Consider the following 20143-nt stretch of genomic DNA (forward strand, 5'->3'; position numbering starts at 1 on the left):
CCGGGCAGCCCGTTAGGTTTAGCGCATGTCTTCGCATTGGCTCAAACCTTATATGCCTCGCAGTCTTTACGCCCGGGCAGCGCTGATCCTGGTTTTACCTGTGATCGTGTTGTTGCTGGTCGTGGGAATCGCGTTCCTTCAAAAGCATCTTGAGGATGTCACCGGCCAGATGACACGCGCGGCATCCCGCGAGGTGATGCTGATTTCGACAATGATCGAGGACGCGGAAACGCAACAACAGGCGCTGGCGTCGATTCGTCCCGATTTGCAGGCCCTTGAGATGAAGGCCAGGTTTCTGGGCGTCAACGAACAGCCTGAGATTGGCGCGCGGCGATGGTACGATTTCATCGCCCCGCAGGTCGAATCCGAACTGTATGCCAGGTTGCCCAATCTTGCCGCCGTGGCGTTACCCAGCAGCAAAGAGGCGCGGGTTTATCTGAAGACGCATCTGGGAGTGCTGCAATTGACGTTCGATCGGCGCAGGTTGTCGCCCGCGGCCCCGCATCAATTGATCGTCACCATGGTGTTCTTTGCGGTCATCATGACGACGATCTCGTTTCTTTACATGCGGAATCAATTGCGTCCCATTACGCGCCTCGCTGATGCAGCGCAGGCCTTCGGGCGGGGACGAATCGTTCCGTATTCACCCGGTGGAGCCATCGAGGTTCGTGCGGCGGGAAATGCGTTTCTGGATATGCGGTCCCGTATCGAACGCCAGATCGAGCAACGGACGTTGATGCTGTCGGGTGTCAGCCACGATCTGCGCACCCCGTTGACGCGCCTGAAGCTTGGACTGTCGATGTTGCCGGAAGACGAGGCCGCACCGTTGCAAAAGGATGTCACGGAAATGCAGTCCTTGCTGGATGCGTTTCTGGACTTTTCGCGTGGGGCTGCCGAGGGATCGGCGGAAGAGGTCCAACCGGATGAATTTCTCCGCCAGATCGTGGATGATGCAAAACGGGCTGGTCATCAGGCAGAGCTGATCGCGGTCGAGGGGCAGGGGACGGTCATGATACGCCCCTTGGCTGTACGCCGGGCGGTGGAAAACCTGATTGGAAATGCCATGCGCTATGGCAGCCGGGCCGAGCTCAGCCTGTTTCTGAACGCGAAATCGATGCGCATCCGTGTTGAGGATGACGGCCCCGGTATACCTGCGGACCAACGTACAGAGGCGGTAAAGCCTTTCACGCGGCTCGACCCGGCTCGCAATCAGAATCAGGGCAGTGGCGTTGGCCTTGGTCTTGCGATTGTGGCGGATGTCGCGCGCGCGCATGGTGGAGCTTTGCGTCTGTCGAAAAGCGAACGTCTCGGAGGGCTCTGCGCGGACATAATAATCGGGCGATAGACCCCCTGTTATGTCTGCGCTTGGGGTTCAATTTTGTTAATTTGTCTTGCCATGGCATCCTGTCCCCATAGTTTTTTGCTTTTTTGGGGGCGCATAGGATGGTTATCGCAGGATTCGTGAAATTGGCCGAAAAGGGGTTTGTCGGGTGCGCGACACTTGCGGCCCTGCTGCCTCTTTGGCAGTGGTATGACGAAACCGATGAAAGGCGGGTGGAACGTCTGACCGGTTTTATCGGGGCAGGCGATACATGTCTGAAATGGTTGCGGTCCGACCTGATCGAATCGTTGGCATCCGAGTTGTGGCATGCGTCGCAGCAGGACGTGGTGGATGGCGACGAGGATCTTGCACCTCTTCCGGTTCAGGTGCGTGCCAATATGGCGATATTTTGCGCCGAAATGCTGGACTATTTGCAGAATGACTTCGGCAAGTTCGACGAGCCTCTCGCCTATGATTATTACATGATGATTATGGATGCGTCGTTCTGGGTCGATCCTGATGAATTCGAGACCTATTTGGAGGCGGTGCATCAAGATCCGAGCCTGTCCGGCAGTCACGAGGATTACAGCTTTGGGGGGCGCGACGGCTATTCCTATGAATGGCAAGTAACCCAAGAGGAGCTCGACGCCTATTTTGGGTTCGAAGATTCGGACGGATAAGCCAGCGCATCAACGTCAAGACGGCAACAACCCACCTGGATGTCTCGGCGAAATGGTAGGCCCGGAGGGACTCGAACCCCCAACCAAAGCGTTATGAGCGCTCTGCTCTAACCAATTGAGCTACAGGCCCGCCTAGGCGCTTGGGTATCACGGTGAACGGCCGCGTCAAGCCTGACCGTTGCAACAAACGCCACAATCGACTAACCCGCCCGCAAAGCTTTCTTGAGGGACCGGACATGACAGCGGGTAAAAACGGAATCACCTATGCCGATGCAGGTGTGGATATCGACGCGGGTAACGCCCTGGTCGATCGGATCAAACCCGCCGCCAAGCGGACCAACCGCCCCGGTGTGATGAGCGGCCTGGGTGGATTTGGCGCGCTGTTCGATCTGAAGGCTGCCGGGTACCAGGACCCGATTCTGGTCGGTGCGACGGATGGCGTGGGCACCAAGCTGCGGATTGCGATTGATACCGGCGTCGTGGACGGGGTCGGCGTCGATCTGGTGGCCATGTGCGTGAATGACCTGATCTGTCAGGGGGCCGAGCCGCTGTTCTTCCTCGATTATTTCGCGACCGGCAGGCTGGATACCGATACGGCGGCGCGGATCATCGAAGGGATTGCCGAAGGATGTGCGCAGTCTGGCTGTGCCCTGATCGGTGGTGAAACCGCCGAGATGCCGGGAATGTATCCCGATGGCGATTTTGATCTGGCCGGGTTTGCGGTCGGTGCGATGGAACGCGGCGCAGATCTACCTGCGGGCGTTCAAGCCGGTGACGTCCTTTTGGGTCTGGCCTCGAACGGGGTGCATTCCAACGGTTATTCGCTTGTGCGCAAGCTGGTCGAACTGTCCGGTCTGGGCTGGGATTCGCCGTCGCCCTTTGGAGAGGGCAATCTGGGTGAGGCACTTCTGACGCCCACACGCCTTTACGTAAAACCGGCTTTGGCTGCGGTTCGCGCAGGTGGTGTGCATGCGCTGGCGCATATCACCGGCGGTGGGTTGACCGAAAATCTTCCCCGCGTGCTGCCCCAAGGGCTGGGGGCCCGGATCGATCTGGACAGCTGGCAACTGCCCCCTGTCTTCGGCTGGATGGCGAAGACCGGCAGTATCGTTGAGGCGGAAATGCTCAAGACCTTCAATTGCGGCATCGGCCTTATTGTCGTGTGCGCCGCAGACAAGGCGGATGAGCTGTCAGCCCTGCTGGCCGATGCCGGTGAAACCGTCGCTCGGATCGGTGCCGTCACGGAAACGCCCGGCGTTGCCTATTCGGGCAAACTGCTGTGAGCCAGAAGCGCGTCGCGATCCTGATCTCCGGGGGCGGGTCGAACATGGTGTCGCTTGTTGACAGCATGACCAAAGATCATCCGGCGCGGCCCTGTTTGGTGCTGTCCAATGATGCGCAGGCAGGCGGGCTGAAAAAAGCTGCGGACCGTGGCATTCCGACCGCAGTGGTTGATCATCGCCCTTTCAAGGGGGACCGCAGCGCCTTTGAAGCCGAGCTTTTGAAGCCCCTGCAAGAGGCGCACCCCGACATTGTCTGTCTGGCCGGCTTTATGCGGGTTCTGACAGCGGATTTCGTGTCTCGGTTTCAAGGCCGGATGCTCAATATCCACCCTTCATTATTGCCAAAATACAAAGGGTTACACACCCATGCCCGCGCGATTCAAGCCAGAGATTCCGAACACGGCTGCTCGGTGCATGAGGTGACGGCGGCGCTGGATGATGGCCCGGTTCTGGGTCAGGCACGGGTCCCGATCAAAGCCGATGATACACCGGAATCGCTGGCTGCGCGGGTGCTGGTGTGGGAGCATAAACTCTACCCCGAAGTGCTGCGGCGCTTTGCAGAAGGCAACAGGTCGCCCGTCCTGTTGCCGTGAAGGCTCTGTGGGTGATTTACACCCGTGTAATAATCGGCCTATGGTCGTCGACGACGCTCGGGACGAGGACAAAAACGGGCAGGCACAAAAACAAGAGCGATACTAGTACGGCGCATGAAAACCCTGACGACGACGCAAGAGCTGGCCGATTTCTGCAAGGCCGCCGAAGGCTATCCCTATATCACGGTCGACACCGAATTTCTGCGTGAGCGGACGTATTACTCCAAGCTGTGTCTGGTGCAATTGGCTGTCCCGTCCGAGGATGAAGACAGCGCGGTTCTGGTCGATCCGCTTGCCGATGGCTTGTCGCTTGACCCGCTTTACGATCTTTTCCGGAATGAAAGCGTGGTCAAGGTGTTCCATGCCGCCCGCCAGGATCTTGAGATCTTCTGGGTTGAAGCCGGTGTGTTCCCCAAACCGCTGTTCGACACACAGGTCGCAGCGATGGTGTGTGGCTTTGGCGAACAGGTTGGCTATGAAACTCTGGTTCGGAAAATCTGCAAGCAGGGCGTCGACAAGACCTCTCGGTTCACCGACTGGTCCCGGCGCCCGCTGACCGATGCTCAGAAAAACTATGCTCTTGCGGATGTGACCCATTTGCGCGGGATCTACGAGCGTCTGGCCGCAGAACTTGAAAAGACGCAGCGCAGCCACTGGGTTGCCGAAGAATTGCGGACGCTGACACAGCCTGCCACATATGACATCCGCCCCGAAGACGCATGGAAGCGGGTGAAAACGCGCACGAACTCGGCCAAGTTTCTGGCTGTGGTTCGTGAATTGGCGCAGTTTCGCGAATCCTATGCGCAGGAAAACAACGTGCCCCGGAACCGCGTATTCAAAGACGACGCGCTGATCGAGCTGGCATCGACCAAACCCAAAACACATTCGGATTTGGGCGGATCCCGCCTGTTGCTGCGCGAAGCCCGCAAAGGGGCGGTCGCCGAAGGTATTCTGGCAGCGGTCAAGCGCGGCGTGAATTGCCCGCCCGACAAATTGCCCAAGGTCGACACTTCGCGCGACAAGCTCAAGGTCAATCCGGCGCTGGCTGACCTGCTAAGGGTTCTGCTGAAGTCCAAAACCGAAAGTTCAGGTGTGGCGGCAAAATTGATCGCCACAAGCTCGGACCTGGATCAGATTGCAGCCGGCGAGCGGGATGTTCCAGCCTTGTCGGGATGGCGGTTCGAAGTCTTTGGCGAGGATGCTCTCAAGCTGTGCGAAGGAAAGATTGCCCTGGCGGCCAAAGGGCAGTCGGTCAAGGTCGTGTCCCTGTAACGGCGCTTACCGGCGCCGTGATTCCAGTGCGTTCTGTTGTCCGACCACGCGGACCAGCCGAATACCTTCCAGTTCCTGTTTCGAGATATTGATGGCGTCCGATACCATCCGAGTACGTTCCGACCCTTGCGGCGTCTCATAGCTGGGGTAGTTCACACGGAACACAAATTCCAAAGTTCCGTTCTTCTGGTTTTCTTCCTTTTCAACAGGAACCAGACGCGCGTTGAATGCCCCCTGCCGGACAGCCGTGCCAGACGCATAGATGATCGCGCCAGAGGGGGTCGGGTCAATGCGCAATTCGTCGATCTGACCAATTGGAATGCTGGTGTCTTCAGCATCGGGGCGGGAAAACAGGCCGGTTCCTCCGCCTTGCTTCGGAACCAATGCGTCGGCGGCATTTGGGTCGGGCGGTGTTTCGGCTTCGACAGATCTGCTGGATCCGAACCAGTTTGACGGGTTCACCCGAGAGTCACGCCAGTTGCTGCATGCAGTCAGGGTCAGCGTGGCGATGATGAGAACGGACAGAGATTTTTGCATGGACCCACAGACTTTCACACGAGTTCAGGCAATGGGTTAGCGCAATTTCTTCGCGTTGAAAAGCCACCGCGGGGGCTGGACAGTGGCGGGTCACCGGCTTAGGTCACAATTGTGAATGCAAACAAAGGACCACCGCATCATGGCCACGCCCGCCTTTGAAGAGATTGTCGAGGATTTCGAGTTTCTCGAGGATTGGGAAGACCGGTATCGCCATGTCATCGAGCAGGGCAAGGCGATGGAGCCGTTGGACGACGCATTCAAGGTTCCGGCGACAAAAGTCCATGGATGCGCCAGCCAGGTCTGGCTGCATCCGATGATTGAATCCGGCGTCTTCAAGTTCGATGGTGACAGCGATGCACTGATCGTGCGCGGCCTGATCGCTGTTCTTCGGTCCTTGTACAACGGTTTGCCCGTGACCGAAGTTCCCAAAGTCGATGCGGGGGCTGAACTGGCACGCCTTGGGCTGAACGACCACCTGTCCGCTCAGCGCTCGAACGGCCTGCGGTCGATGATCGAACGCATCCGGCAGGTCGCACAGGAAAACGCCTGATCTCATCTTGGGCGGTTTGCCCAGTCCGACAGCGTGTTTTCCAGATCGCCGTAACCGGTGAACCGGCGTTCGAATTCAAGCCCCATCCGGTCTGCGCATTCGCGCGCGCGTTCCGTCAGCTCAGGGCTGTCGATCTGGGCCTGATAGACAAGTTTGGTGTAATTGCCGAAATACATGTCACGTAGTTCCGGGTGGCGGTCCAGGCCCAGTGGCTTCCAGACAAAGGCGTCGAATTGCCGGGCCAGGAAATCTGTCAGATAGAACGCGGTTGTTTCGTCTTCTCCGCGGTCCTGAAAAGCCTGATTTCCTTCGAAGAAGGAATAGCAATGGGGCCCCTTCACCATTTCGACCCCAAGCTTTTCGCAGGCGGCCTGAAGCAGGCCCCCGGTGCCGCAATCGGCGTAAACGATGTAGATCTTGTCATAATTGCGCTGATGCTTGGCCACGGCGTCTTCCACAGCCTGGGTGATCCGTTCCGGGTGAACGTGCAGGATCGCAGGCAGGCAGGTCAAAGCCATGTGATCCCAGCCATTCCGTGTTTTGATGTCCAGTATTTCGCGCGCAAGAGCGCCGCAGGCAATCAACAGGATGCTTCCCTTGCCCGTATCGTCATAGCCCTTCGTGGTCAGGGCTGCATCATCTGGCAGGGATTCGTTTGACATCACTTGGCATCCTTCGGGGCTGCTGCCATAGGAGGATGATTGAGGCCTTTGGGCAAGCCCCGATCCGACATCTCATGTCAGGCCGCCGACGCATGCGCTTCGAACGCGGTCAGCAGGGGCCGGGCCAGCGGGCCGTACGCGGCAACACCGTTCAGCGACAGTTCCGGAAACAGCGACAGGATTTCTTGCCGTGCGGCAGACCCGAGACTGTCCCAGATATGCGCGCCGGGATGAAAGCTCTCGCTCAGGCAATCTTCGGCCCAGAGCAGCTCATGCCGGTCGAACAGCAAGTGGATGTAGGTCACCAGCCCTCCGGGCCGCAGTATGATGTCGGACCCGTTCACGAGGTGTTTGGCAGGCGCCAGGGCTTCGCAATGCCCGGTGTACAGCTCGAGACGCCAATCCCCAATCAGCATGCGGTGCTGTTGTGACACCAGAAGGTCGCGCGTGTTTCCGATGGCGCCTGCTTTGAAAAGAACAGGCGCATGCGGACCCGTTGCCTTGACGGTTCGCCGCCCCATCCATCGCAGGGGTTGCAGCCCATGATCATGGGTTTCAATCCGGTCGCCGACGGACAGGGTTTCAATCGGTCGAACGCCTTGCTCGGTGCGGATCATCGTTCCGGGGGTAAAGCAGGGCACCAGATCCCAATCTTCACGGCGGGATGTCAGGCCTGAATACCGGTTTCCGGCAAGGCTGTTGAGCGTGATCGAGCGGACAGGGCCAGCCTCCAAGGCGGATTGGTCCGAATTGTCCGAGAATTCCGGCATCAGATAGGTGTTGCCATCCACATCCTGCGCCAAAACTGCGGAAATCCTGGCAGTTGATCCGTCAAAATAGGTGATCGTGGCGTTGTAGACCGAAGTGCCATCGAATGTCTGAGGCGGTCCGCCATTGATCGAAAGCCGATCATTGGCCGACATGTTGTTCATGTTGTAGTACGAACCCGGATTGCCGACCGGGCTCCAGGTGACGCTGTTATGAGCCAGCGGATCGTCGGACCCGCCAAAGGTTTTTCCCACAAGCACCGAAGCGTTTTCAGCTGTGTTGTTGCCTTCGAAACTGTCGATATCGGCGAGTTTGCCGAGCGAGATGGCTGTGAACGTAGTCGGCACGAGACCCCCTGGGAATGTGGATGCCTCGTTCTTTTAGACCTGCTTTGGTTTAGAATTGGATAATCCGGATTTTCCGGTGACAAAGCGCTTCGGAATCGAAAAGACCGCCCGGATCGGACGGCCTTTCAATCAGTATTATTCGGGTCTTAGCCAGCCAGTTGATTGTGCTTGCGGCCCACGAATTCCTTGGCGGTTTCCACTGCAACAGCTGCGTCACGGCAATAGGCATCCGCGCCGATGGCTTTGCCGAACTCTTCATTCAGGGGCGCGCCGCCGACCAGAACGATGTAGTCGTCGCGGACGCCCTGTTCGACCATCGTGTCGATGACCACTTTCATGTAAGGCATCGTAGTGGTCAGTAGGGCCGACATACCCAGAATGTCGGGTTGTTCGTTTTCCAGCGCTTCCAGGTAGTTTTCGACCGGGTTGTTGATGCCCAGATCGACAACTTCGAAGCCAGCGCCTTCCATCATCATCGAAACAAGGTTCTTGCCGATGTCGTGGATGTCGCCCTTCACGGTGCCGATGACCATCTTGCCGACGCGCGGTGCACCGGTTTCGGCCAACAGCGGCTTGAGAATGGACATGCCGCCCTTCATGGCGTTTGCGGCCAGCAGAACCTCGGGGACAAACAGGATGCCGTCGCGGAAGTCATGGCCCACGATGGTCATACCGCCAACCAGAGCCTTGGTCAGGATGTCATAAGGCGTCCATCCGCGTTCCAGCAGGATATTGGTGGCTTCTTCGATCTCTTCCTTCAGGCCGTCATAGAGATCGTCGAACATCTGCTCGACCAGTTCGTCGTCATTCAATTCGGACAGGACGATGTCTTCTTCGTCGGACATGGGGTATTCCCTGTGCTGGGCGGGCCATCGGCCCGTGGTGGCATTTTTTCCGTTTTGGCCAAAACGTCGCAACGTGACTGTGACGATTGCGACGTCGGTCGTTTCGGGACCGACCTATAGGGCAAAAAATGGGGGGGCTCGATAGAAAAGTCTGCAAGATCATCCTGCGGAGATTTCATCTCGCTTCAATCCATCGGTGATTTGGCGGGACTTGCGCCAAATTGGCGACAAGCCTATGTTAGCGGTAGAACAAAAAGAGAACAAAATGACATGAGTATCGCGCGGACGATCAGGGCAAGAGGAACAACGACGAACGAAGCTGGTCGGTTTGAATGCTTTGCCACCACTGCCACCGAAGACGGGTGGGACATTGAGGAAGAATTGCCGCCGCTGCGAACCGAGACACGTGAAGAGGTTGCGCGCAGCGCTATTACTTACAACCGATCCCCCGACTTGCCCTTCGATCGGTCGATCAACCCGTACCGGGGATGTGAACATGGTTGCGTTTACTGTTTTGCGCGGCCCAGCCACGCGTATCTTGGGCTATCGGCAGGATTGGATTTCGAAACCCGCCTGATCGCTCGACCCAACATGGGGCGTGTTCTGCGCAAGGAATTGTCCGCCAGATCCTACAAAGTCGCGCCGATTGCAATTGGTACGAATACGGACCCGTATCAGCCGATTGAGAAAAAGCACATGATTACAAGGTCATGCCTTGAGGTTTTGAGCGAGTTCAACCACCCGGTCGCGATCGTCACCAAGGGTACCCTGATAGAGCGGGATCTGGAGTTGCTTGCCGACATGGCAGGCCGGGGGCTGGTGCGGGTTGGTGTTTCGCTGACCACGTTGGATGCGGAATTGTCCCGCCGAATGGAACCACGGGCGCCGTCGCCCCTTCGTCGGTTGCGCGTGATCCGAACGCTGACGGAAGCGGGCGTTCCGGTGCGTGTCATGACGTCACCCATCGTGCCGGGGCTGACGGATCATGAACTGGAAAGCCTTCTGGAGGCCGGGAAAGAGGCTGGAGCGGATGCCGCAAGCTGGATCATGTTGCGCCTGCCGCGCGAAGTATCGCAGCTTTGGCAGGGCTGGCTAGCCGATCATGAGCCATCGCGGTCGGAAAAGGTCATGTCCAAACTGCGGGAAATGCATGGGGGTCGGGACTACGATCCGCGTTGGGGACACAGAATGCGGGGCGAGGGTGAGTATGCCGGGATTATCGCTCAAAGGTTCTTGAAGACCTGCAAACGTCTGGGGCTGTCCATAAAAACGGCCCCGTTGCGTTGCGATTTGTTTGCGGTGCCGCCGCAGCCCGGCGATCAGCTGAGCCTGTTCTGAGATCATGCGCCCCGGCTTGTTCGGTGCTGTCTTGTGCTGGAAAACACCGGGTCTTCGCGCTCTCATTGCTTCAGCCCAAACAAAAAGACCCCGGCAGTACCGGGGCCTTCGAAACAGATTGCCGTAAGGCGCGTATCAGCGATTTTCGATATCCACGTAATCGCGCAGCGTTTCGCCCAGGTACAGCTGACGCGGGCGGCCGATCTTGTTTTGCGGATCGGCTATCATCTCTTTCCACTGGCTTACCCAGCCAACAGTGCGTGACAGGGCGAAGATCGGCGTGAACATCGAGGTCGGGAAACCCATCGCTTCGAGGATGATGCCCGAATAGAAGTCGACATTCGGGAACAACTTCTTTTCGGCGAAATACGGGTCTTCCAGCGCTTCGCGTTCCAGTTCCTTGGCGACCTGCAGTTTTGGGTTGTTTTCAATGCCTAGCAGATCCAGAACCTCGTCTGCCGATTGCTTCATCACTTTGGCGCGCGGGTCGAAGTTCTTGTAGACGCGGTGGCCAAAGCCCATCAGGCGGAACGGATCGTCTTTGTCCTTGGCCCGGGCGATGTATTCGGGAATGCGATCGACGGTGCCGATCTCTTCCAGCATTTCCAGGCAGGCTTGGTTTGCGCCACCGTGGGCAGGGCCCCAGAGGCAAGCAACACCGGCTGCGATACAGGCAAACGGGTTCGCACCTGAAGATGAGGCCAGACGCACGGTAGATGTCGAGGCGTTTTGCTCATGATCCGCGTGCAGGGTCAAAATCCGGTCCATCGCTCGGCTAAGGATCGGGTTGACCTCATATTCCTCGGCAGGAACGCTGAAACACATGCGCAGGAAGTTCGACGCATAGTCCAGATCGTTGCGCGGATACACGAAAGGCTGACCGGTGTGGTACTTATAGGCCCATGCAGCAATAGTCGGCATCTTGGCGATCAGACGATGCGATGCGATTTCACGCTGCTGCGGGTCCGAGATATCCGTTGAATCGTGATAGAAGGCCGACATCGCGCCGACAACGCCGACCATAATGGCCATTGGGTGCGCGTCGCGGCGGAAACCGCGATAGAAATACTGCATCTGCTCGTGCAGCATGGTGTGGCGTGTGATCGTGGTCTCGAATTTCTCAAGATCCTTTGCCGCCGGCAGTTCTCCGTACAGCAGAAGATAGCAGACTTCGAGGAAATGCGATTTCTCGGCCAGTTGGTCGATCGGATAGCCGCGGTGCAGCAGTTCGCCTTTTTCGCCGTCGATATAGGTGATGGTGCTGTCGCAGCTTGCGGTCGAAGTGAACCCAGGATCGTAGGTGAAGACGCCGGCCTGACCATAAAGCTTGCGGATATCAATGACATCCGGACCAGCAGTCGGAGAATGAACAGGCAACTCATACTCTTTGCCGTGAACGGTCAGAGTGGCTGTTTTGTTGCTATCAGTCATGGTTGTCCCTTCTTCATTCATGCGCACGCCAGAGATACCTCCGGTGATACGGGCAATGACTGCGCGTGGACGCGCAGTCCGGGTGTTAGCGGAGCAGCGTTACCCGTTTATGAAGCTTGGGTTATTTCGCTGCTTCAGAAAGCCGCGCCAGGGTTTCTTCCCTTCCCAGCACAAGCATCATGTCAAAAACCGAAGGCGTAACGGCCCGACCTGCCAGGGCGGCCCTCAGCGGACCGGCCAGCTTGCCGAACTTGAGCTCCTTTGACTCGGCAAAGGAATTCAGTGCCTCCTCCAGTTCGTTCCGCGACCAGCTAGCATTTTGCAGATGCGGCGTCAATTCCGTCAGTATACCATCGGATACAGTTGCCAATGCCTTTGCTGCCTTTTCATCCGGAACGATAGGGCGGCTTGTCAATGCAAAATGAGCCTTTTCAAGCAGTTCCGGGAAGGTGCGCGCCCGGTCCTTGAGGCAATACATCGCACGTTCCAGATCACTGGATTGTGTTTCAGTAAGGGGCGTAAGGTCTGCTGCGGCCAGATACGCCTCGATCTCTTGCCGCAGCGCAGCATCGTCCGAGATTGCGATATGCTGTCCACACAGGTTTTCAAGCTTCTTCAGATCAAACCGCGCAGGGCTTTTGCCGATCCCGTCCAGATCGAACCATTCCTTTGCCTGCGCGTCCGTGAAAAACTCATCGTCGCCATGACTCCAGCCTAGCCGGGCCAGGTAATTGCGCATCCCGGCTGCGGGATAGCCCATGGCCTGATATTCCTGCGCTCCAAGAGCACCATGGCGCTTGGACAGCTTCTTGCCGTCCGGCCCGTGAATCAGCGGGATATGCGCCCAGACCGGAACGTCCCAGCCCATGGCTTCGTAGATCATCATTTGCCGCGCGGCGTTGTTGAGGTGATCGTCGCCGCGGATGACATGGGTGACACCCATGTCGTGATCGTCGACAACGACTGCCAGCATGTAGACGGGTGTTCCGTCCGAGCGCAGAAGAATCATGTCGTCCAACTGGTCATTGCGGATGCTCACATCGCCCTGAACCTGATCGTGGATCACGGTCACCCCGTCCTGAGGCGCCTTGATGCGTATGGCAAAAGGTGCATCCGGATGCGTCGCAGGATCGGCGTCACGCCATGGGCTGCGGAACAGAGTTGATTTCCCTTCGCTGCGCGCCTGGTCCCGGAAAGCCGCGATTTCTTCCTGGGTCGAGAAACACTTGTAGGCTTTGCCCTCGGCCAGCAACTGATGCGCGACCTCGGCGTGACGGGCGGCCCCTTCGAACTGGCTGATCACATCGCCGTCGTGATCAAGGCCAAGCCAGGCCATGCCCTGAAGGATCGCGGCGGTCGCCTCGGGTGTCGAACGTTCGCGATCGGTGTCTTCGATCCGCAGCAGGAATTTGCCGCCCCGACCACGCGCATACAGCCAATTGAACAATGCAGTGCGCGCGCCGCCTATATGCAGGAAACCGGTGGGCGAGGGGGCAAAACGAGTGACGACCTGTTCAGTCATGGTGGGGATTAACCTTTTGGTAACCGTATCTGGCATAGTTTGAAGCCTGTCTAACGAGCCCGAAGGACGGGGGCAACCATGCGTGTTCTTGCACGGGTCGAGGCCGCGCTGCTGCGCCAGACAGGCTACCTTTTCCCTTGGACGCCGGTTTTGCTGGCGACGGGGATTGGTCTTTATTTCGGCGTCCGCGTCGAGCCGGATTGGTCAGTTTATGCCGGTCTTGTCTGTCTTGGAATCGCTCTTGTCGCCTTGCGCCGCCGGCTGCCACCGGGGGTGGGAACTTTGGCAATCGGGGGGGCGCTGATCGCTGCCGGTTTCATTCTGGCAGGCGTTCGCGCCCATATGGTGGCAGAACCGGTACTGTCGTGGCGATATTATGGCCCTGTCGAGGGGAGGGTCGTCGCCATGGATCGGTCTGCCTCGGATGCGTTGCGGTTGACGCTTGATCAGGTACGCATAGGGGATGTACCTCAGGAGCGCAGGCCGCAGCGCATCCGTCTTTCCGTTCATGTTCCAACGGGCGCAATCGCACCGGGGCAGCGTATTATGACCACAGGTCATCTTTCGCCGCCGCAGGGCCCGGTCGAGCCCGGAGGTTTCGACTTTCGCCGTCATGCCTGGTTTCAACGATTGGGCGCGGTCGGGTATACCCGCGTCCCGATCATGACCATCGCACCAGCGACCGAGGGGATCGACGGCATTCGGATCACTGCGATCCGCATGGCCATTTCGCAGCGGGTCAGGCAGATCCTGCCCGGTGAAATCGGTGGATTTGCCGCCGCCGTCACCACCGGAGATCGCAGCGGGATGGGGCAGGAGACGCTATCATCCTTGCGGGCGTCCAATCTGGCGCACCTGCTGGCCATTTCCGGGCTTCATATGGGGCTTCTGACAGGCTTCGTATTCGTGGCGTGTCGGTTGGGGCTGTCGTTGTGCCCCCCCGTGGCGTTGCGACTTCCGGTTCGGAAGGTGGCTGCTGTTCTCGCGCTTTGTGCCGCAACCCTTTATCTGTTGTTGTCCGGTGGCAACGTTGCAACCGAACGGGCCTTTGTCATGGTCAGCGTCATGCTGGGGGCCGTGTTGATCGACCGACGCGCGATTTCGCTGCGTGCGGTTGCTGTTGCCGCCGTAATCGTGCTGGTTCTTCGGCCCGAGTCGCTGCTGAGCCCCGGATTTCAAATGTCTTTCGCCGCAACCACAGCGTTGGTCACCGTCTTCGGAGCGTTGCGAGAGATGCGCCCGATGCCCGGCCCAAACTGGTTGAAGCCCGTCGTCGGCGTGGTGATGTCATCGGCGATTGCAGGCCTTGCAACAGCCCCCATAGGTGCCGCGCATTTCAATACGATGTCCCATTTCGGTCTGCTTGCCAACCTGCTTTCCGTTCCTGTTATGGGCCTTTTTGTCGTGCCCTCCGCCGTCGTAGCGGCGCTTCTGGCCCCGTTTGGACTGGAGGCAATTGCCCTGACCGTAATGGGGTGGGCGTTGCATTGGATCCTTACGGTTTCGGACTGGGTGTCGCACCTTGATGGCGCGCAGGGTTTTGTGGTCAGCCCGCCTTGGTACATCCTGCCCCTGGTCGCATTCGGCGCCTTGTGGATGGCCTTGTGGCAGGGACAAGCACGATGGGCCGGAGCAGTGCCTGTTGTCTTGGCATTTCTGCTTTGGAACTCGGGGCACAGACCGGATGTCCTGATTGCTGAAAACGGCGGATTGGTAGGGGTCATGACCGACAAGGGGCGGGCCCTCAGCAAAAGCAAAGGCAGCGGGTTTGTCGCCGGTGTTTGGCTCGAAAATGACGGAGACGGTGTTGATCAGATCGAGGCGGCGCTCAGATGGCCGGACAGCGACATCGTGCAACGATACCCGTTGAATGACTTTGAGATCATCCATATCACCGGAAAACGGGCGGCGCGGGTGTTTGATGAATGTCAGGAAAACCAGATCATCATCTCGGCCGTTGCGCTTGCCCTGCAAGGTTCGTGCGGGGTGTTCGATCCGGAACGGTTGTACGAAACCGGCAGCCTGTCGGTTTCGAACGGAAAGTTGACCTCGAGCGCGGACATGACAGGTCATCGGCTTTGGTCCCCGAAACCTGCCGGGGACCGTCATTCCAATCAGGCTCAATAGGTGCGGATCAGTCCGACCAACCGGCCCTGAACCTTGACCTTTTCTTCGGGCAGGACGCGCGTTTCATAAGCCGGGTTTGCAGCCTCAAGCGCGATTGCGTTGCCACGGCGGAAGTACCGCTTGAGGGTCGCTTCCTGATCCTCGACCAAGGCAACCACGATGTCGCCGTTATCCGCGGTCGAGGTTTCCCGGATGACGACCACATCACCGTCATTGATGCCAGCGTCGATCATCGAGTCGCCGCGAACTTCCAATGCATAGTGCTGACCCTGTCCCGAAACCATGGGGCCGGGGACGGCCACGTGATGCGATACATGGCTGATTGCTTCGATGGGAACACCGGCTGCGATCCGGCCCATGACCGGCAGCTCGAGCGCGTCCACCGATACAGGCTCCATATTCGCAGGGCGGGGGCCCTTGGGCCGGTCGCCTTCGATCACACGTGGCGTAAAGCCGGCCGTCGGCTCGCCGCCAAGGCTTTCGGGCAATTTCACGATCTCAATGGCCCGAGCGCGATGGGCAAGGCGGCGGATAAACCCGCGTTCCTCCAGTGCGGTGATCAACCGGTGAATGCCGGATTTCGACCGCAGGTCGAGAGCAGCCTTCATTTCATCGAAACTGGGCGGAACACCGTCTGCCTGCACGCGTTTGTGGATGAATTCCAGCAAATCCAATTGCTTCTTGGTCAGCATCGCTCACACCTCGTCGCTCATGCGTTTTCTTTTGTTCTACGCATGTTCACGTTTTGTGTCAACGAATTTGAGGTTACATCAGATTGGCAGATATTCGACCATTTCCCCGATGTCGCGCGCCGGATCGTGTGGGGCGCGGACCAAAAGCGCGTTGGACTGAGCCAATACGCTGAGAAGGGAACTGTCCTGATCTGCGCAAGCTTCGATACCGGCATCCGTCACCACGGCGCGCATATAATGCTCGCGCGGGCCATTCTCGGGCAAAGGACCACTCAGCCGGGCCGTGCGGAAGGGCGGCAGCACCTGTTCAAGCCCCAGCATCCGGCGCACCATCGGGGCCAGAAACAGATAGCCGCAGACCATGGCACTGACCGGATTGCCCGGCAACCCGACCATCGCCGCGTTGCCGATACGACCGGCCATCAGAGGTTTTCCGGGGCGCATTCGGATCTTGTAGAAGGATTGCTTCATCCCCAACCCCTGCGAGACGTCCGACACGAGGTCATAATCGCCAACCGACGCTCCACCGATCGTCACGACCAGATCCGCCCCCTGCGCAAGGCCAAAGGCCGTTTCAAGCGACGAAACAGTATCCCGCGCGATCGGAAGCACGCGCACCACAGCCCCCAATCCTTCGAGCATTGCCTTCAGGCCAAATGTGTTCGATGCAATGATCTGATCCGGGCCGGGTTCTTCCCCGGGCATGACCAACTCATCACCAGTCGAGATGAGGGCGATCACCGGTCTGCGCGAAACCGGAACGCGAGGGATGTTCATCGCGGCCATCAAGGCCACATCTTCAGCGCGGATCAATCGCGGGGCCGATATGGACGTGCCAGCCTTGAAATCCACGCCAGCGGGTCGGATGTTCGTTTTGGCGCCGGGTGTGTCCGTGATCGTCAGAAGATCACCGCGGCGGTCCGTATCCTCTTGAATCACAACGAAATCCGCGCCCTCGGGCACAGGGGCGCCGGTATAGATGCGAACGGCCTGTCCGGGGCCTACAGCGCCCTCAAAACGACGCCCGGCCGCTGACTCGCCCACAACTTTGAACATGGCGTGCAGTTCGACCTCGTCAGATTTGACTGCATAGCCATCCATGGAAGAGGCGGCAAAAGGCGGCTGATCCCGCGTGGCCGTGACATCCCGCGAAAGCACGCGCCCTGCGGACTGGCCCAGTGGAACTTCTTCGGCCGGCAATGGCCCCACAAGATCGAACAACAGGGCGCGGGCCTCTTCGACAGAAATCATTTCGCCTCGTAACGCCCTGATTTACCGCCATCTTTAAGCAGAACGCGAATGCCGCCTATCTCCATCGCCTTATCGACGGCCTTGGTCATGTCGTATACGGTCAAGGCGGCTGTCGATACGGCGGTCAGCGCTTCCATCTCTACCCCGGTCTGGCCCGAGGTCTTGACGGTGGCCTGGATCCGAACACCCGGCAGGTCCGGGTCAAGAGTCAGCTCGACGGCCACTTTGGTCACCGGCAAAGGATGACACAGCGGAATAAGGTCCGGCGTTTTCTTTGCGCCCATGATGCCAGCCAAGCGGGCAATGCCCAGAACATCGCCTTTCTTGGCGCGACCTTCGGAAATGATTTCAAAAGTTTCCGGCGCCATCCTGATGTGACCTTCGGCAATGGCGACGCGATCTGTCACCTCCTTGTCCGAGACATCGACCATATGTGCCTGACCTTGGGCATCGAAATGGGTCAGTGGCATCACATCACTCCGGGGATCAGCGGGTTTGACAGGATATGGCGCGTTGCCGCTTCCACATCGTCCTGGCGCATCAGGCTTTCTCCGATCAAGAAGCAGCGGGCCCCATAGCGTGCAATGTCCTTCAGGTCGTCTGGTGTACCCAGACCGCTTTCGCACACGATGGTGCGATCGGCGGGCACCAGCTTGGACAGGCGGCGCGTCGTGTCGAGCGTTGTCTCGAAGGTCTTCAGATTGCGGTTGTTGATACCGATCAGCGGACTTTTCAGCTGTGCCGCGCGTTCAAGCTCTGCCTCGTCGTGTACTTCGATCAGAACATCCATATCCCAATCGAATGCAGTGTCTTCCAGTTCAGCCGCCTGATCATCGCTGACCGAGGCCATGATGATCAGAATGCAATCCGCCCCCAGGGCGCGTGCTTCGACCACCTGATACGGGTCGTACATGAAATCCTTGCGCAGGGCGGGCAGGGATGTCGCCTCGCGCGCCTGCGTCAGATACTCTTTTTGACCCTGAAAACTGGGGGTGTCGGTCAGGACGGACAAACATGTCGCGCCACCATCTTCATAAGCCTTTGCAAGAACCGGCGGGTCGAAATCCGGCCGGATCAGTCCTTTGGACGGGCTGGCTTTCTTGACCTCTGCGATCAGGCCATAGCCTTGCCGCGAGGCGTGTTGCAGCGCATTGGCAAAGCCACGAGGTTCCGAGGCGGACCGGGCCTCACTTTCCAGTGTTTCCAGGGATTTCTGCGCTTTGTCCGCCGCGACTTCTTCCAGTTTGTAGGCTTTGATTCTATCCAGAACGGTGTCGGTCATGCGGCTTCCTGTGTCTTGGCGGCCAAGGCCGTAATTTTAATTTTGGCATTGCCACTGTCAATGCTTTCAGCAGCCATGGCCACGCCTTCGCGCAGATCTTTTGCCGCTTCGGCGACGACCAGAGCGGCGGCCGAATTCAGCAACACCGCGTCACGATACGCGGACGGGGCGCCATCCAGCAAAGCCCGGAACGCAACGGCGTTTTCCTCGGGCGAGCCACCGATGATGTCCTCGAACGGATGCACCGGAAGACCTGCGTCTTCGGGGTGCAGTTCGACCTCTTTCACAATCCCGTCTTCCAGAGCGGCGACCCAGCTGATGCCGGTGATCGTAAGCTCGTCCGTCCCGTCCGAACCATGCACCAACCAGGCGCGGTCCGAGCCCAGCAGGCCAAGCGTTTCGGCCATCGGGCGGATCAGGTCGCGGCTGAAGGCGCCGGTCAACTGCCGTTTGACGCCGGCAGGGTTGGTCAGGGGGCCGAGAATATTGAAGATCGTGCGCGTTCCCAATTCTTGCCGGGACGGCATCACATGGGCGATGGCAGGGTGGTGCATTGGCGCCATCATGAAGCCGATTCCAACGTCTTTCAGCGCATTTTCAACGACTTGCGGGCCAACCATGACGTTGATGCCCATCTGGCCCAATGCATCCGCTGCGCCGGATTTCGAGCTCAGGTTGCGATTGCCGTGTTTTGCGACCGTGACTCCGGCACCGGCCACGACAAAAGCGGTCGCGGTCGAGATGTTCAGGGTGCCTTTGCCGTCACCGCCGGTGCCGACGATATCCATCGCCCCCTCGGGTGCGTTTACGGCATTGCATTTCGAACGCATCACGGCGGCTGCCGCGGCGTATTCATCCACCGTCTCACCCCGTGTCCGCATGGCCATCAGCAGTCCGCCGATCTGGCTGGGCGTGGCTTCGCCATCGAACAGTATGGCAAAGGCTTTTTCGGCCTCAGCACGTGTCAAAGGACGATCGGCAGCGGCTCCGATCAGCGGTTTCAGCGCGTCGCTCATGCCGGGACTTTCAGTTCTTGCAGGAAGTTTTTGAGAAGGGCGTGACCGTGCTCGGATGCGATGGATTCCGGGTGGAACTGCACGCCGTGGATCGGCAATTCCTTGTGCTGCAATCCCATGATCGTGCCGTCGTCCAGCTCGGCCGTGATCTCCAGGCAATCGGGCAGGGTCTCGCGCTCGACCACCAGCGAATGGTAGCGCGTAGCCTCAAAGGGTGAGGGCAGACCGGCAAACACCCCCTTGCCGGTGTGCTTCACCGTGCCCATCTTGCCATGAACGATCTCGTGGCATCGAACCACCTTGCCGCCAAACACCTGGCCTATGGTCTGATGCCCCAGGCAAACCCCCAACAGCGGCGTTTTGGTTTCAGCGGCCGCTTCCGTCAGTGCAAGGCAAATCCCCGCCTGATCCGGATCGCAGGGGCCGGGGCTCAGCAGAATGCCGGCGGGGTTCATGGCCATCGCTTCCTGCACATCCAGCGCATCATTTCGGCGAATGACCATTTCGGCACCAAGTTCGCCTAAATAATGTACCAAATTGTAGGTAAACGAGTCGTAGTTGTCGATCAGCAGCAGCATTTGGGCACTTATCTTCGCTTGGGCATTTCGGGCTGGCGATGCAGCCCC

General features: G+C 58.7%; 20 protein-coding genes and 1 tRNA gene. 8 read left to right on the plus strand and 13 right to left on the minus strand.

Annotation, left to right across the window (positions count from 1 at the left end):
- Positions 1-25: 25 nt before the first annotated feature.
- Positions 26-1345 carry an ATP-binding protein gene (locus tag GS605_RS04525; RefSeq protein ID WP_171723192.1) on the plus strand — a complete coding sequence of 440 codons (1320 nt, stop codon included), beginning with the start codon at positions 26-28 and terminating at the stop codon, positions 1343-1345.
- A 98-nt stretch (positions 1346-1443) separates the two neighbouring features.
- On the plus strand, positions 1444-2001 hold the full coding sequence (locus GS605_RS04530; protein WP_171115717.1) for a hypothetical protein: 558 nt from the start codon (positions 1444-1446) through the stop codon (positions 1999-2001).
- A 53-nt stretch (positions 2002-2054) separates the two neighbouring features.
- Here the strand turns inward: GS605_RS04530 and GS605_RS04535 are convergent.
- Positions 2055-2131: transfer RNA gene (locus GS605_RS04535), tRNA-Ile, on the minus strand.
- A 106-nt stretch (positions 2132-2237) separates the two neighbouring features.
- On the opposite strand from GS605_RS04535, the gene purM reads away from it, so the two are divergent.
- The 3 genes from purM to rnd all read left to right on the plus strand — a co-directional run bounded on the left by purM (position 2238) and on the right by rnd (position 5149).
- Positions 2238-3284, plus strand: coding sequence for a phosphoribosylformylglycinamidine cyclo-ligase (purM, locus tag GS605_RS04540; protein WP_171723193.1), 1047 nt, complete (start codon positions 2238-2240; stop codon positions 3282-3284).
- A complete protein-coding gene (gene purN / locus GS605_RS04545) occupies positions 3281-3877 on the plus strand; it encodes a phosphoribosylglycinamide formyltransferase (protein WP_171723194.1) in 597 nt (198 codons plus the stop codon). Before purM ends, purN begins: the two co-directional genes overlap by 4 nt.
- 114 nt (positions 3878-3991) lie before the next feature.
- Entirely contained in the window at positions 3992-5149 is a 1158-nt protein-coding gene (gene rnd, locus GS605_RS04550) for a ribonuclease D (protein WP_171723195.1), read from the plus strand.
- A 6-nt stretch (positions 5150-5155) separates the two neighbouring features.
- Here the strand turns inward: rnd and GS605_RS04555 are convergent, their stop codons facing one another.
- Positions 5156-5686, minus strand: a complete 531-nt coding sequence (locus GS605_RS04555; protein ID WP_171723196.1) for a hypothetical protein — start codon at positions 5684-5686, stop codon at positions 5156-5158.
- Between the two features lie 139 nt (positions 5687-5825).
- Here GS605_RS04555 and GS605_RS04560 point away from each other — a divergent pair, with 139 nt between their 5' ends.
- The gene (locus tag GS605_RS04560; protein WP_171723197.1) at positions 5826-6236 is read left to right on the plus strand and encodes a SufE family protein; all 411 of its coding nucleotides are present in this window, start codon (positions 5826-5828) and stop codon (positions 6234-6236) included.
- A 2-nt stretch (positions 6237-6238) separates the two neighbouring features.
- On the opposite strand, the gene GS605_RS04565 is transcribed toward GS605_RS04560, so the two are convergent.
- The 3 genes from GS605_RS04565 to GS605_RS04575 all read right to left on the minus strand — a co-directional run bounded on the left by GS605_RS04565 (position 6239) and on the right by GS605_RS04575 (position 8858).
- Positions 6239-6898 (minus strand): DUF1638 domain-containing protein, encoded by a 660-nt coding sequence (locus GS605_RS04565; protein ID WP_171723198.1) that lies wholly within the window; start codon positions 6896-6898, stop codon positions 6239-6241.
- 77 nt (positions 6899-6975) lie between these two features.
- Positions 6976-8013 carry a Hint domain-containing protein gene (locus GS605_RS21000; protein WP_171723199.1) on the minus strand — a complete coding sequence of 346 codons (1038 nt, stop codon included), beginning with the start codon at positions 8011-8013 and terminating at the stop codon, positions 6976-6978.
- 146 nt (positions 8014-8159) lie between these two features.
- Positions 8160-8858, minus strand: a complete 699-nt coding sequence (locus tag GS605_RS04575; protein ID WP_171632198.1) for a B12-binding domain-containing protein — start codon at positions 8856-8858, stop codon at positions 8160-8162.
- A gap of 270 nt (positions 8859-9128) precedes the next feature.
- Here GS605_RS04575 and GS605_RS04580 point away from each other — a divergent pair, with 270 nt between their 5' ends.
- Complete coding sequence (locus tag GS605_RS04580) at positions 9129-10196, plus strand: PA0069 family radical SAM protein (protein ID WP_171723200.1); 1068 nt, start codon at positions 9129-9131, stop codon at positions 10194-10196.
- Between the two features lie 135 nt (positions 10197-10331).
- Here the strand turns inward: GS605_RS04580 and gltA are convergent, their stop codons facing one another.
- Both gltA and gltX read right to left on the minus strand, forming a co-directional pair.
- Positions 10332-11627 carry a citrate synthase gene (gltA, locus tag GS605_RS04585; protein ID WP_171632203.1) on the minus strand — a complete coding sequence of 432 codons (1296 nt, stop codon included), beginning with the start codon at positions 11625-11627 and terminating at the stop codon, positions 10332-10334.
- Between the two features lie 121 nt (positions 11628-11748).
- Complete coding sequence (gene gltX / locus GS605_RS04590) at positions 11749-13149, minus strand: glutamate--tRNA ligase (RefSeq protein WP_171723201.1); 1401 nt, start codon at positions 13147-13149, stop codon at positions 11749-11751.
- 78 nt (positions 13150-13227) lie between these two features.
- Here gltX and GS605_RS04595 point away from each other — a divergent pair, with 78 nt between their 5' ends.
- The gene (locus GS605_RS04595) at positions 13228-15276 is read left to right on the plus strand and encodes a ComEC/Rec2 family competence protein (protein WP_171723202.1); all 2049 of its coding nucleotides are present in this window, start codon (positions 13228-13230) and stop codon (positions 15274-15276) included.
- Here the strand turns inward: GS605_RS04595 and lexA are convergent.
- The 6 genes from lexA to GS605_RS04625 form a co-directional block, all read right to left on the minus strand.
- Entirely contained in the window at positions 15270-15968 is a 699-nt protein-coding gene (gene lexA, locus GS605_RS04600; protein WP_171632210.1) for a transcriptional repressor LexA, read from the minus strand. The genes GS605_RS04595 and lexA overlap by 7 nt on opposite strands.
- A 78-nt stretch (positions 15969-16046) precedes the next feature.
- On the minus strand, positions 16047-17219 hold the full coding sequence (gene glp / locus GS605_RS04605) for a gephyrin-like molybdotransferase Glp (RefSeq protein ID WP_171723203.1): 1173 nt from the start codon (positions 17217-17219) through the stop codon (positions 16047-16049).
- Positions 17216-17689, minus strand: a complete 474-nt coding sequence (gene moaC / locus GS605_RS04610; protein WP_171328258.1) for a cyclic pyranopterin monophosphate synthase MoaC — start codon at positions 17687-17689, stop codon at positions 17216-17218. Before moaC ends, glp begins: the two co-directional genes overlap by 4 nt.
- Entirely contained in the window at positions 17689-18501 is an 813-nt protein-coding gene (gene trpC, locus GS605_RS04615; RefSeq protein WP_171632216.1) for an indole-3-glycerol phosphate synthase TrpC, read from the minus strand. Before trpC ends, moaC begins: the two co-directional genes overlap by 1 nt.
- Positions 18498-19517, minus strand: coding sequence for an anthranilate phosphoribosyltransferase (trpD, locus tag GS605_RS04620; protein WP_171723204.1), 1020 nt, complete (start codon positions 19515-19517; stop codon positions 18498-18500). Before trpD ends, trpC begins: the two co-directional genes overlap by 4 nt.
- Positions 19514-20095, minus strand: a complete 582-nt coding sequence (locus GS605_RS04625; RefSeq protein WP_171228258.1) for an aminodeoxychorismate/anthranilate synthase component II — start codon at positions 20093-20095, stop codon at positions 19514-19516. Before GS605_RS04625 ends, trpD begins: the two co-directional genes overlap by 4 nt.
- Between the last annotated feature and the right edge of the window lie 48 nt (positions 20096-20143).

Source organism: Ruegeria sp. HKCCD7559 (genome assembly GCF_013110575.1).
GTDB lineage: Bacteria > Pseudomonadota > Alphaproteobacteria > Rhodobacterales > Rhodobacteraceae > Ruegeria.

Coding starts and splice junctions, on each gene's coding strand:
- GS605_RS04525 (WP_171723192.1), top strand. CDS start 26: ATGTCTTCGCATTGGCTCAAACCTTATATGCCTCGCAGTCTTTACGCC.
- GS605_RS04530 (WP_171115717.1), top strand. CDS start 1,444: ATGGTTATCGCAGGATTCGTGAAATTGGCCGAAAAGGGGTTTGTCGGG.
- purM (WP_171723193.1), top strand. CDS start 2,238: ATGACAGCGGGTAAAAACGGAATCACCTATGCCGATGCAGGTGTGGAT.
- rnd (WP_171723195.1), top strand. CDS start 3,992: ATGAAAACCCTGACGACGACGCAAGAGCTGGCCGATTTCTGCAAGGCC.
- GS605_RS04555 (WP_171723196.1), bottom strand. CDS start 5,686: ATGCAAAAATCTCTGTCCGTTCTCATCATCGCCACGCTGACCCTGACT.
- GS605_RS04560 (WP_171723197.1), top strand. CDS start 5,826: ATGGCCACGCCCGCCTTTGAAGAGATTGTCGAGGATTTCGAGTTTCTC.
- GS605_RS04565 (WP_171723198.1), bottom strand. CDS start 6,898: ATGTCAAACGAATCCCTGCCAGATGATGCAGCCCTGACCACGAAGGGC.
- GS605_RS04575 (WP_171632198.1), bottom strand. CDS start 8,858: ATGTCCGACGAAGAAGACATCGTCCTGTCCGAATTGAATGACGACGAA.
- GS605_RS04580 (WP_171723200.1), top strand. CDS start 9,129: ATGAGTATCGCGCGGACGATCAGGGCAAGAGGAACAACGACGAACGAA.
- gltA (WP_171632203.1), bottom strand. CDS start 11,627: ATGACTGATAGCAACAAAACAGCCACTCTGACCGTTCACGGCAAAGAG.
- gltX (WP_171723201.1), bottom strand. CDS start 13,149: ATGACTGAACAGGTCGTCACTCGTTTTGCCCCCTCGCCCACCGGTTTC.
- GS605_RS04595 (WP_171723202.1), top strand. CDS start 13,228: ATGCGTGTTCTTGCACGGGTCGAGGCCGCGCTGCTGCGCCAGACAGGC.
- lexA (WP_171632210.1), bottom strand. CDS start 15,968: ATGCTGACCAAGAAGCAATTGGATTTGCTGGAATTCATCCACAAACGC.
- glp (WP_171723203.1), bottom strand. CDS start 17,219: ATGATTTCTGTCGAAGAGGCCCGCGCCCTGTTGTTCGATCTTGTGGGG.
- moaC (WP_171328258.1), bottom strand. CDS start 17,689: ATGCCACTGACCCATTTCGATGCCCAAGGTCAGGCACATATGGTCGAT.
- trpC (WP_171632216.1), bottom strand. CDS start 18,501: ATGACCGACACCGTTCTGGATAGAATCAAAGCCTACAAACTGGAAGAA.
- trpD (WP_171723204.1), bottom strand. CDS start 19,517: ATGAGCGACGCGCTGAAACCGCTGATCGGAGCCGCTGCCGATCGTCCT.
- GS605_RS04625 (WP_171228258.1), bottom strand. CDS start 20,095: ATGCTGCTGCTGATCGACAACTACGACTCGTTTACCTACAATTTGGTA.